The organism is uncultured Psychrobacter sp. (assembly GCF_947495825.1).
Lineage (GTDB): Bacteria > Pseudomonadota > Gammaproteobacteria > Pseudomonadales > Moraxellaceae > Psychrobacter.
Genome location: NZ_CANMAH010000008.1, coordinates 42,054 through 53,817, shown reverse-complemented (window position 1 = coordinate 53,817; position 11,764 = coordinate 42,054). Strand labels below are relative to the sequence as shown.

The window sequence follows — 11,764 nt, the reverse complement described above, 5'->3', positions numbered from 1 at the left end:
TAATGGCTCTAATCTTCATCAATCTCAAGCTTCTTCATCCGGTAGCGTAACGAGCGAAAGGTCGTACCTAACAACTCTGCTGCTTGAGTCTTGTTCCCATCGGTCTGATTGAGCGCCTTAATGATCAAACGCTTTTCTTGCTCTTGTAAATAGGCTTCTAGGCCTTTTTGAGGCAACTCAGCTTCAGAAATACTGACGAGTGAGGGTTGAGTGTTTATGTCGTCAACAAACTGTTCAGGTTTACGGCGGTCTTGATTATAAACAGATGAAGTACTAACACTATCAGATTTAGAGGTGGACATCTGAAACGCTGAAGAATAGTGTTGACTATGGGTACGGTATGGATGCAAATTGTTTGAAAGATGTCCGCTATTCTCATTTTTGCTGCTTTGTTTAGGGCCATCAACTCGTAATATCATAGGCTCGTCATCTACTGTAGATGCAGTATTGTTATCCTCATGATTTGCCATATCTTTTGAGTCAGCAGTAACGCTATCGCTCAGCTCGGGCAACCCTAGATGGGTATCATCTATCATGGTGGTTTCTGCTAGGGTGATTGCCCGTTCTAATATATTACGTAGTTCACGAACATTTCCTGCAAATTCATGATGCTGCAAGCGCTCACAAGCACTTTCAGTCAGCTGTGCTGGCGTATCTAGCTGCCACTCTTCAGATATCAGCGCTAAAAAGTGCTTGGCCAGCAAAGGGATATCGTCACGACGCGCATTGAGCATGGGAAGTTTGAGCTCAATAACATTGATTCTATAGTACAAATCCTGCCGAAACTCTCCGTCTTTTACCAATTGACTTAAGTCTTTGTGAGTGGCTGATAAGATACGAATATCTACAGGTATCTCTTTGGTGTCACCAATAGCCCGTACTGTTTTTTCTTGAATAGCGCGTAATAGCTTTACTTGCATAGCAAGTGGCAAGTCTGCAACTTCATCTAAAAATAACGTACCACCACTGGCTTGTTGAAACAAACCTTGCTTATCTGCCACTGCACCCGTGAAACTGCCTTTTTTATGTCCAAAAAACTCTGACTCCATAAGCTCAGATGGAATCGCGCCGCAGTTCACTGGGACAAAACTACCATCACGGCGCGGGCTCAAATCATGAATGAGTCTGGCGACCACTTCTTTACCCGTACCAGAAGCACCTGATAAAAATACTGGCGCTTGTGAGCGGGCAAGCTTAACGATGGTTGTTTTTAGAGTTTGCATAACAGCAGAATTGCCGATAAGACGACTGTCTAGTAGCTGCTGCTCTGGTGTAACCTCATCAGTTTCTTGAACACCTTCGTCCTGATGAATAACTTTGAGAGCGTTTTCGACCAGTTGGCGTAGACGTGGTAACTCAAGTGGCTTATTCACAAAATCAAAAGCGCCGATTTTAAGTGCTTCGATAGCCAAATCCATACTACCGTGGGCGGTGATGACAGCAACAGGTGTATTAGAGCTACTACTAATCTGCTTGACCAGCTCCAATCCTGAGCCATCTGGTAACTGCAAATCCGTTAAGCAAAAGTCATAATAGTTACTTTCTAGACAAGATTTTGCCTGTGATAGGCTATAAGCTACATCACTTTTGATGCCCATTTTTGTCAGCGTAATTTGCATAAGTCGGCATAAATCTACTTCATCATCGACGACTAGCGCGATTGCTGTCATACATAACCTCATGATTGCTTAATTGATACAAATGACTAAACGAATATTTATTATAAATAAATAGAAAGCCTTTATCTTTAAGACTTTTCATCTTCGTTAACTGTACATGTGCGTTGTGTTTATTACGGATAAAAATCAATATGCTATTGGTATAAATATTACTGACATCTCCAGCTTTAATATTCGTCATCCCAAACTTCTTCTGAACAAGAGCCGGTCGGTATGATCAAACGAAAACAGGTTTTTTCGTGCTCAGCGACATAAAGTAGCCTTGCATGATTGGCTTCACTAAAGGCTTGCGACAAATAAAGCCCCAGTCCCGTACCTGCTTTATCAGTCGTAAAAAATGGATCAAATAAATGCTCTACATCAGCTGGAGCGACGCCTTCACCTTCATTCAAAACATCGATTATAACATCGTTCTGCACGCAGTATATTTCAATCTCAGCGTAAGCATACGGATGTATAAGACCGCAGTAACGCAAACCGTTATTGATCAAGTTAATCAGTATTTGCTCTAATTGATGAGTATCAAACTGTATTACGGGATGAGAGGTATTATGCAAAAAAATATCATTGCCACGAAAGTAGTTTTCTAAAAATTGTGGCATCCAAGTCTCAAGCTCTATGGTCTGTTTATTAGAGCGCTGCTGACGTGATAGTTTTAGCACGTCTTCAATGATGCGATTAACACGTTTGGTTTGTGCAAATATCATCTTATATAGCTCGTTATTGCCATTGGTATCCATGGCAGCTTGACTCTCGCCATTGTCTGCGTCAACTGTATCGTTCATGTCTTCCATCAATAACTGACTGGCCTGTGAGATAGCAGCAAGCGGATTGCGAATCTCATGCGCAATACTGGCCGTTAGCTGTCCTAAAGAGGCCAGTTTTAGTTGTTGAGCATTGGCTTGTTCACGGCGCAAATCTTCAAACAATATGAGTTGACTACCGTCTTTTAGTGGGATTACTTGTACGCGCAGTTTGTTTGTAATAGAAGCAGTGGCTGCTTCAGGTAATTCGTAAACAAAGTTTCTTGATTGATTAGTAGGGACAGATAGGCAACTGTTGAGTAGGGCTCTATGTTGATGAGCCAAGGCCTGTTGAAAGGCATACAATGGATTATGATGGTTTTTAAAACTACGCTGCTGCTGCCTAAGAGTCGGTTTGGCATCACCATAACTAGAAGATACTTCTGTGAACGGCGATGTTTGGGTCTCAGGAATACCTAATAGCTGGTAAGTTGCATGATTGGCCAATACAATATGCTGCTTATCAATCACCATAACGCCATTGAGCATTTGACTAATAACTTCTTGGTTAATCGTATTGAGACGCTCTACCTCCTCTGCTTGGCGCGTTATAAATCTTTCGACGTGCACCAAACGCTGAGATATTGACCAACTCAAAAAACCAACCGCCAAAAAGCTGGCTGACATTAGTAGGGCATCTCCTAAGTTGGTGAGACTCATACTATTGGCAATCGCATGAAAAAACTGCTGATAAATAACAAATAAAATCGCCAGTAATGTAATGACGAGAGCTTGTGAGCTACGCAGCAACATAAAACTTGCTGCTACAACAACCATATATAGCATCGTCAATTGCAAGTCTGGCGCACCGTTGGTGTATAACAATAAACTTAATACAATGACATCAATGCCCAAACCAAACACTAACTGGCGTTGTAATTGCTTGGTAGCAACTAAGAATAAACTGAGCAAAATCAGACTAAGAATGACGTAAAACCCAAGAGCGGTTTGTTGCAATAAGCTTGGTAATAATAAATTGGTGTCAGCTCTAATATTGGCGTATGCCATCAGTAATAAAAATGCACTAACCACCAAACGATAACCATTATAGATTATCCCAAGCTTACGTAACTGTGAGACAGGTAGGGTGTTATCCTGCTTTAGAGACTGCAGTATGGCGTTAAAGGTTTTAAAAGCAGGTTTCATAAAATAACCGAAGGGGAGAAGTAAAGATCAATAGACCAGTTAAAGTTACACATGGCTTTGGCATTAAGGCTGAATCAGCCCATGGCGAATGGCTAGATGAGTCAATTTAACATCACTATCTACGCCAACTTTTTCATAAATACGGTAGCGATAGGTATTAATGGTCTTTACACTTACAAATAATTGGTCTGCAATTTGTTGGGGACTTTGACAGTTGACCACCATCATAGCGACCTGTTTTTCGCGATCACTTAGTAAGTCAAAAGGCGAGGAGGCCTTATCAGATAACAATACTTCTGCTAGCTGCTCGGCAACGTCATGGCTAAAATAACGCCCGCCTTGGTATATTTTTTTGATGCCGCGTATCATCTCATCAAGCGGTGTACCCTTAGTGATATAACCATTAACCCCAGCTTTAAGGAGCATCGATGGGTAAGGCTGCGCTGACATACTACTTACTGCTAGTATTTTTATCCCCATGTCTAATTGCACTAGACGCTTTGTCGCTTCAAGTCCACCAATGTTTGGCATATTGACATCTAATAGAACCACATCTGGACTAAGCTGCTTAGCAAGTTTTAATGCCATGTCACCACTATCAGCTTCACCCACTACTTCAATATCTGCACTGTCAGATAACATTCGACTGATACCCATCCGTACCAAATCATGATCATCTACTACTAATACTCGAATCATAGTTATACTCTTTACTAGTTTTACTATTTGATAGTTTAATACGCATTAAGATAGCCAACTACTGATGAGAACTGGCTATGAGATAAATATGTTATTTAATAGTGATTTATCCTATATAGTTTAGTACAAGTATTTTATTTTACATCGATGTTGCTATTTATAATAATCTTGTTTTATAGTGACTTATACAAGATTGCTTGTTTCACAATGACAATACTTACTAATAACAATATAGAGAACCCTCTGTTTGAAGCAGAGATGAACTATAACAAATATTTCTTGAGTGTTGAGTACTATTACTTAAACTTAAAGCAATTGTAATAATCTTTATATATATACAAAAAAATCTTATAAAGTCAGCTTGATACGTTAAACTTATGTACAAACCATGATACACTAAAAGTACAAAAACTCTATACGAGTGTCTACAAACACCATCAAAAACGCTACGTTGATCAGTTGTGCATACTAATGTGCAATTGATGTGAGACCAATAGCAGGGGGAAGAATGAAACATTTACCATTAACCAAACAGCAACTGGTTGCTGCCATGATTTCATTAAGCTTAGGTAGTGCAGCACAAGCGGCGCTAAGTATTAATGGTAGCCCTGCTGAGTCTAGTGCACGTGTCAGTTGGGGCGGCGCTGATAGCTTATCAGAAGCACGCAACATTATGTATAGCTCTAAAAGTGCTACTACGCCTATCAAGAAAATTGATAATGGCTATGGTACTACTAGTATCACTAACTCTAACAGCTATGGTAGTAGCAGCAACAGATATAACACCACTTACCGTGGTAGTTTTGGTAGCAGTAGCATGATTCCGATCAGCACTGACTCACGTAGTGTGGCAGTTATCGATGCTGAAACTGGTGAATCTATTTATGAAAAAGATGCGGATATTGCTCGTCCTATGGCCAGTATTACTAAGGTAATGACGGCAATGGTTGTGTTAGATGCGGGTCTTGATATGCGTGAAGAAATTACGCTTGATCCAGAGGATTTTGTAGGTCCTAAACGTGCAAGCTCGCGCTTAAAGTCAGGCGATCGTATGAATCGTGCTGAACTATTACTTATGTCTTTGATGAAGTCAGAAAACCCTGCTGCAAAAAGCTTAGCACGTAATTATCCAGGTGGTTATAACGCTTTTATACGTGCGATGAATCGTAAAGCTCAAGAGTTAGGAATGACAACAGCATTCTTTGGCGATCCAACAGGACTTGATAAACGCAATGTTGCTTCGTCAAATGATTTGGTAAAAATGGTACGTGCAGCTGGTAATTATGATGTTATTCGTCGTTTTTCTACCACCAAAAGCTATGACTTCTTTGTAGCCAACTACTCAAGTGGCAACCGTACTTATAAAGCCAATAATACGAGCAGCCTTGTCCGTTCAGGCAATTATCCAATTGGCATCTCCAAAACAGGCTTCATCAATGAAGCAGGTCGTTGCGTTGTCATGGAAACCCGTGTCAATAACCGCCCGGCTATCATTGTGATTTTAGGCGCTAATAGTTCAGCGACTCGCTGGGGCGATGCCAAAAACATCTTAACCAGTTTAGCCACGCGTCAGACAGTATAAAATGCTGGTTTAAACTATTATAAAGCTTAAAGACAATAAAGGACTGTTATCTAAGATAACGGTCTTTTTTGTATTCATTGAACTTTAGGATAAATGATGACTAAAATAACGACTCCAGACATGCCAAAAAACACCCTAAAAACAGGACCTATGCTATATCTGCTGACTAATGATGATGAGTTTGATCTGCTCTATGCCAAGTTAGCGGCAGCTTTAGCAACAGGTACAATAGGATTGTTACAAATCAGAAGAAAGCAGGTGTTAGCGCAGCCAAATGGTCAAGAGAATCTGTATGCCGAAGCGGTAAAGATAGTCGCACTAGCTGAGCGTTACAAAGTGCCAGTCATTATAAACGATGATATTGCGTTGGCAGCCAAGCTTGGCGTAGGGGTGCATCTTGGACAACAAGATGGTGCTATTAGTGAAGCTAGACAACAATTAAAAACCAATCAAATCATTGGTCGCACTTGTCATGGAAATGTGACATTCATTAAAGAAGCCATAGATGCAGGCGTAACTTATATCGCAATGGGTGCTATATTTGTCTCATCGACTAAACCTAATGCCAATACTATTACTCGACAACAACTTATCGATGGTTGCCAACAAGCTGCTAACAACAAAACTGAGGTTTGTATTATTGGGGGGCTAACGGCTGAAAACATACGTCAATTAAGGGGACTGCCTATTGCCTATGTTGCCGTGGTCGGTGATATTATGGATTTGCCTATACTCTCGATAGAGAGGCGCTGTCAAGAATGGCAACAGGCACTTACCAACTGGTAAATACCTGTCTAAAAACTCAATAAGGCGTTATATAAAAAGTCTATTCAGCATGTTTCATACATAACGTCGCATATGGTACTGCTTCTAAGCGTTTTTCTTCTATTGGCTCACCGCATACTTCACATTCACCATAAGTACCGTTTTCGATACGGCTTAAAGCGTTTTCGACATAGATAAGACTTTGTCTTGCTTCACCCAATAAGTTTTTTCGCATGTCGTTTTGACGGTACGATATGGCTTGGTCTTCCCAATGTTCGTTCAAACTGTCTTGTGGATGTTGAATATGATCTTCGATTTTATCGATGCGAGTTTCATACTCTTCTTTTAATTTTAGTAATTCTTGTTTGGCAGCGTCAAAATCAATGCTCATTATATTCTCCAAATGGGTTGTTGTTATTTTCTATTTTATAAAGCTGTTATCTACAAAACTATTACCTATAAAAAAAGAACGGTAAAGTTTTTTTTGAATAGATAGTCTCCTATATTAAGTTGATCGATGAGTCAGTGCCACCACGAAATGTTACTAACTCTTTAAGGTATCTTGTGATTCTGACTACTGGTTACAGATATATTCTAAATAATGAATATTAAATGTTTGTAGTGGCGGATTTTTGTTAAAAATTTATGGTTAAGCTCATTTTTTGCCTAGAATGAATGCGCTCTATTGTATAAACTACGGCTCATATAGTAATAGCAGTTAATTTAACTTGTTAAAACGGTAGATAAAATAATCAATGTAGCCTAGGAGCGATAATGAATTTTTTACGTATGAGTGAGCTTACCTTAACGGATAAAGTAGTGTTGATCCGAGAAGATCTTAATGTACCTATTAAAGATGGCAAAGTAGCGAGTGATGCACGTCTGCAGGCCAGCTTACCAACTATCAAGATGGCGTTAGATAAGGGAGCAGCTGTCATCGTATGTTCACATCTAGGTCGTCCAACAGAAGGCGCTCCTGAATCGAAGTACTCTCTTGCGCCAGTCGCAGAGTATTTAACAGCCAATCTAGCAGGACAAATAAAACAGCCAGTAACGCTTAACAATGACTATCTTAATCAAGGCGTAGATATCAAAGCTGGCGAAGTGGTTTTATTAGAAAATGTCCGCTTTAACAAAGGCGAAAAAAACAATGAGACTACGCTGGCAGAGACTTATGCCAGTTTATGTGACATATTTGTGATGGATGCATTTGGCACGGCTCATCGGGCGCAAGCCTCTACTGAAGGTGTGACTCAAGCCATGCGTCAGGCTAATAAGACAGTATGTGCTGGTCCATTACTCGCAGCTGAACTAGATGCACTAAGCTTAGCTCTTGAGACACCAGCCCAGCCTATGCTAGCCATTGTTGGTGGCTCTAAAGTATCCACCAAGCTTGAAGTTCTTCATAGCTTGGCTAATATTTGTGACCAAATTATTGTCGGCGGCGGTATAGCAAATACTTTTTTGGCAGCGCAAGGCCATAGCGTAGGTGCATCGCTATATGAAGCAGACTTAGTCGATACAGCTCGTCAAATTATGACTAAGACTGATATCTTATTGCCTGAGTTTGTGGTTGTTGCTGACAAGAACGACATTAATTTTGATGATTTTATAGACTCATTACAGCAAGCTAAAGCCACTGTTAAAGCGGTGAGTGATATTGGTGCCGATGATATGATTTTAGATATCGCATCGCAAAGTGCTAAGCAACTGGCTGATGCCATTATTGCTGCCAAAACCATTTTATGGAATGGTCCGGTCGGTGTATTTGAAGTAGACGCTTTTGGCGCTGGTACTGAGATTTTAGCGCAAGCAGTACAAGACAGTGATGGGTTTTCGATAGCGGGTGGGGGTGATACTCTGGCAGCCATTGATAAATATCAGGTAACTGATGGGGTAAGCTATATGTCGACAGGCGGCGGGGCGTTTTTGGAATTTGTTGAAGGTAAAGTTTTACCTGCAGTAGCCGCATTACAAATCGCAGAAAAATAATTATTTAAGACAGACGGCCCTAAAACCAATATAAAAGGTAACAGTATTATTGCTATATAATTACCAAATATTACTATAAGTCACGCTAGTAGTAACACTACACGTACAAATAGGATTTAACATTTAAGGTAGTCTATATGGATATTATCAACTGCGATCATGCTTTGACGACAATAATAAGTATATAAAGTTGATAATTGAGGATTATTATTAAGCAGTTATTATTTGTTAATATACTGAAAATTATTATTGCATGTGTTATTTGCTACCTATAAAATAGCGCCACCATGTATTTTGACATGCATTATTTATGAGGGGTTTATTATGTTAAAACGTCATTTGTTACTTGCTAGTGTTCTTGCTGGTACGTTTGCAGTCACTGCGTGTAGCCAACAAACTGAAGAGCAAACAGAAGCGGCGGTTGAATCTGCTGGTGATGACATCGCTGTCAATGCAGAAGAAGCTGCTAATGAAACTGAAGCTGCTGCCCAAGAAGCTGAAGTAGCTGCGCAAGAAGCTGGTACGGAAGTCGCTGAGGGTGCTGAAACAGCTGGTGCCGCTGCTACCAATGCACTAGAAAACACTGGTGATGCTATTGCTGAAGGCACAAACGAAGTCGTTGAAGGTACTGCTGTAGCGGTGTCTGAAGGTGCTGACGCTGTTGCTGAGGGTGCAAACGAAGTTGAAGTTGAAGCTGAGCAACAATACTAAGCAGGTAAATAGTCAGTTTATTGATTAATAAGAGATGTATTACTAAGTTATAATTAATAGACGGATACTTACTCTATAAGCCCTAAAAAATTTAAATAAGCCTTGATAGTAATCAGGGCTTTTTTTGTGTCTGCTATTTGACATGAATGATGAAAGCTAGATTGGCGTAGATGCCAGTAACTTGATGATTGTTACTTGGAAAACTGGCTAGATAAATAAATACTGATGCAACTGCTACGAGGCAGAGGGAATTTTTGCTATAATCACCCCGCTATAATTTGGGTAAGTAAACAACGTGATTATTGTTTATGGTTACAGTCTGCGTTTAACGCTGAGTAACCATTAGGTTGAACCAACTTTTTTAGACTTACTCTATTTTGTAGTATACCCTTATGCTAAGTGCATGATGTTTCTACGTTTTTAACAACGTTATTATTTCAAAATCAATCAGAGAGCGTTTTATGGCCTTAATCTCCTTACGTCAACTTTTAGATCATGCCGCTGAGCATAACTACGGTGTGCCTGCATTTAACGTAAATAATTTGGAGCAGATGCGAGCGATTATGATGGCTGCCGATGCTTGTGACTCGCCTGTCATCGTACAAGCCAGTGCGGGCGCTCGTAAATATGCAGGCTCGGCGTTTTTGCGTCATCTGATTATCGCTGCTATCGAAGAATGGCCTCATATCCCAGTCGTTATGCATCAAGACCATGGTATGTCACCAGCCATCTGCCAACGCTCAATTCAGCTTGGGTTTTCTTCAGTGATGATGGATGGATCGTTGGGTGAAGATGGTAAAACACCGATGGATTATGACTACAATGCGAGCGTGACGCGTGAAGTCGTCAAGCTTGCTCATGCTTGCGGTGTCTCTGTAGAAGGTGAGATTGGTTGCCTAGGCAGTCTTGAGACTGGTATGGCAGGCGAAGAAGACGGCTCAGGTGCAGAAGGCGTTCTTGATCATGAGCAGCTGTTGACCAGTGCGGACGAAGCTGAACAGTTTGTCAAAGATACCAATGTTGATGCACTAGCGATTGCAATTGGTACCAGTCATGGTGCTTATAAATTTACGCGTCCACCCACAGGCGATATTTTATCTATTGAGCGCGTGAAAGAGATTCATGCACGTATACCCAATACTCACCTTGTCATGCATGGCTCTTCATCAGTACCGCAAGAATGGTTAAAAGTCATCAACGAAAACGGTGGTGATATCGGTGAAACTTATGGCGTGCCAGTTGAGCAGATTGTAGAAGCCATTAAGCATGGTGTGCGTAAGGTAAATATCGATACTGACTTACGTCTAGCGTCGACAGGTGCTATCCGTCAGTTTCTGGTAGAAAACCCAAGTGAGTTTGATCCACGTAAATATTTTAAAGCTTCTATGGTTGCAATGTCAGATATCTGCAGCAACCGCTTTGAAGCCTTTGGTTCTGCTGGTCAAGCGCATAAAATCCGTCCGATTAGCCTTGAAGGTATGGTTGATTTTTACCAATAAGCCAACTTATTAAAAAGTTTGGTTTAGGGCTTGCTTAAGGGGCAGTAGTTGTATGTATACTAATGCTCCTTATAAAAAAATTTCTTATACAAGTGTTTATGACAGGTGAGCTACTATGATTGGACTGATTACTGGACAAGTACGATATTTAATGGCGCCAACAGCTTGTATTATGACATCGTCTGGTGTGGGCTATGATATCGAGCTGCCATTACCCTCATTTTGTCAGTTACAATTGGAGCAGCAAGCGAGCATTTGGACGCACTTTCATGTACGAGAGGATGCACAGCTGTTATATGGCTTTATAGACCGAAAAGAGCGTGATGTCTTTCGTCAGCTTATCAAGATTAATGGGGTTGGGGCCAAAATGGCACTCGCAATGCTGTCTGCTATGTCAGCAGCTGAGCTAAAGATGCATGTTGCGCAGGATTCAGAAACTGCGCTTACTCGTATACCAGGTATCGGCAAAAAAACAGCACAGCGCTTATTAATTGAGCTTAAAGATAAGCTCAAAAACATCGAAGTCGATGATAGTCATTTAGAGTCTGACATTCAGCCTGTGACGGTAACGCATGAAGGAAGCATCATCGCTGAGGTGGAAGGCGCACTGATTAGCTTGGGTTATAAAGAAAAAGAAGCTCAGCAGGCGATTAAGGCTGCCAAAAGTAACGGTGATGTCTTTGCTGATACGCAAAGCTTGTTAAAAGCTACCTTGCAGAAGTTATCTGGCTTTTAGACTGCTCATCCTAGATATACAGCTACCTATAGATAAGCGACACTAATTGTCGCTTATTTTCGTTTTAATACGTACTTTAAAACGTTTTACATGACTTATTCGCTAGGTTTAGTTATGCTGTTTGTTACCTTTACATTGTTTATCTTCTTAAT

The 11,764-nt window shown here is 40.6% G+C and carries 10 protein-coding genes; 6 read left to right on the top strand and 4 right to left on the bottom strand.

Annotated features, from left to right (window positions below; genetic code table 11):
• Positions 1-8: 8 nt before the first annotated feature.
• The 3 genes from Q0895_RS09630 to Q0895_RS09620 form a co-directional block, all read right to left on the bottom strand.
• A complete protein-coding gene (locus Q0895_RS09630; protein WP_299188249.1) occupies positions 9-1,670 on the bottom strand; it encodes a sigma-54 dependent transcriptional regulator in 1,662 nt (553 codons plus the stop codon).
• A 176-nt stretch (positions 1,671-1,846) separates the two neighbouring features.
• A complete protein-coding gene (locus Q0895_RS09625; RefSeq protein ID WP_299188247.1) occupies positions 1,847-3,628 on the bottom strand; it encodes an ATP-binding protein in 1,782 nt (593 codons plus the stop codon).
• 63 nt (positions 3,629-3,691) lie between these two features.
• Positions 3,692-4,327: a response regulator gene (locus Q0895_RS09620; RefSeq protein ID WP_058368410.1), complete on the bottom strand. Its 636-nt coding sequence runs from the start codon at positions 4,325-4,327 to the stop codon at positions 3,692-3,694.
• A gap of 508 nt (positions 4,328-4,835) precedes the next feature.
• On the opposite strand from Q0895_RS09620, the gene Q0895_RS09615 reads away from it, so the two are divergent.
• Both Q0895_RS09615 and Q0895_RS09610 read left to right on the top strand, forming a co-directional pair.
• Entirely contained in the window at positions 4,836-5,909 is a 1,074-nt protein-coding gene (locus Q0895_RS09615; RefSeq protein ID WP_299188241.1) for a serine hydrolase, read from the top strand.
• A gap of 96 nt (positions 5,910-6,005) precedes the next feature.
• Positions 6,006-6,695 carry a thiamine phosphate synthase gene (locus tag Q0895_RS09610; protein ID WP_299188239.1) on the top strand — a complete coding sequence of 230 codons (690 nt, stop codon included), beginning with the start codon at positions 6,006-6,008 and terminating at the stop codon, positions 6,693-6,695.
• 40 nt (positions 6,696-6,735) lie between these two features.
• Here Q0895_RS09610 and Q0895_RS09605 read toward each other — a convergent pair whose 3' ends face one another.
• The gene (locus tag Q0895_RS09605) at positions 6,736-7,065 is read right to left on the bottom strand and encodes a TraR/DksA C4-type zinc finger protein (protein ID WP_299188236.1); all 330 of its coding nucleotides are present in this window, start codon (positions 7,063-7,065) and stop codon (positions 6,736-6,738) included.
• A gap of 383 nt (positions 7,066-7,448) precedes the next feature.
• Here Q0895_RS09605 and Q0895_RS09600 point away from each other — a divergent pair, with 383 nt between their 5' ends.
• From Q0895_RS09600 to ruvA, 4 genes are all read left to right on the top strand, one after another.
• The gene (locus tag Q0895_RS09600; RefSeq protein WP_299188234.1) at positions 7,449-8,666 is read left to right on the top strand and encodes a phosphoglycerate kinase; all 1,218 of its coding nucleotides are present in this window, start codon (positions 7,449-7,451) and stop codon (positions 8,664-8,666) included.
• A gap of 324 nt (positions 8,667-8,990) precedes the next feature.
• Positions 8,991-9,377, top strand: a complete 387-nt coding sequence (locus tag Q0895_RS09595; protein ID WP_299188230.1) for a hypothetical protein — start codon at positions 8,991-8,993, stop codon at positions 9,375-9,377.
• A gap of 461 nt (positions 9,378-9,838) precedes the next feature.
• The gene (gene fba / locus Q0895_RS09590) at positions 9,839-10,876 is read left to right on the top strand and encodes a class II fructose-bisphosphate aldolase (RefSeq protein WP_299188227.1); all 1,038 of its coding nucleotides are present in this window, start codon (positions 9,839-9,841) and stop codon (positions 10,874-10,876) included.
• Between the two features lie 115 nt (positions 10,877-10,991).
• Positions 10,992-11,612, top strand: a complete 621-nt coding sequence (gene ruvA, locus Q0895_RS09585; protein WP_299188224.1) for a Holliday junction branch migration protein RuvA — start codon at positions 10,992-10,994, stop codon at positions 11,610-11,612.
• Positions 11,613-11,764: the final 152 nt, after the last annotated feature.

What these genes read in the sequence shown, in the direction of transcription:
- Q0895_RS09630 (WP_299188249.1), bottom strand. Translation starts at nt 1,670, where the DNA reads ATGACAGCAATCGCGCTAGTCGTCGATGATGAAGTAGATTTATGCCGA.
- Q0895_RS09625 (WP_299188247.1), bottom strand. Translation starts at nt 3,628, where the DNA reads ATGAAACCTGCTTTTAAAACCTTTAACGCCATACTGCAGTCTCTAAAG.
- Q0895_RS09620 (WP_058368410.1), bottom strand. Translation starts at nt 4,327, where the DNA reads ATGATTCGAGTATTAGTAGTAGATGATCATGATTTGGTACGGATGGGT.
- Q0895_RS09615 (WP_299188241.1), top strand. Translation starts at nt 4,836, where the DNA reads ATGAAACATTTACCATTAACCAAACAGCAACTGGTTGCTGCCATGATT.
- Q0895_RS09610 (WP_299188239.1), top strand. Translation starts at nt 6,006, where the DNA reads ATGACTAAAATAACGACTCCAGACATGCCAAAAAACACCCTAAAAACA.
- Q0895_RS09605 (WP_299188236.1), bottom strand. Translation starts at nt 7,065, where the DNA reads ATGAGCATTGATTTTGACGCTGCCAAACAAGAATTACTAAAATTAAAA.
- Q0895_RS09600 (WP_299188234.1), top strand. Translation starts at nt 7,449, where the DNA reads ATGAATTTTTTACGTATGAGTGAGCTTACCTTAACGGATAAAGTAGTG.
- Q0895_RS09595 (WP_299188230.1), top strand. Translation starts at nt 8,991, where the DNA reads ATGTTAAAACGTCATTTGTTACTTGCTAGTGTTCTTGCTGGTACGTTT.
- fba (WP_299188227.1), top strand. Translation starts at nt 9,839, where the DNA reads ATGGCCTTAATCTCCTTACGTCAACTTTTAGATCATGCCGCTGAGCAT.
- ruvA (WP_299188224.1), top strand. Translation starts at nt 10,992, where the DNA reads ATGATTGGACTGATTACTGGACAAGTACGATATTTAATGGCGCCAACA.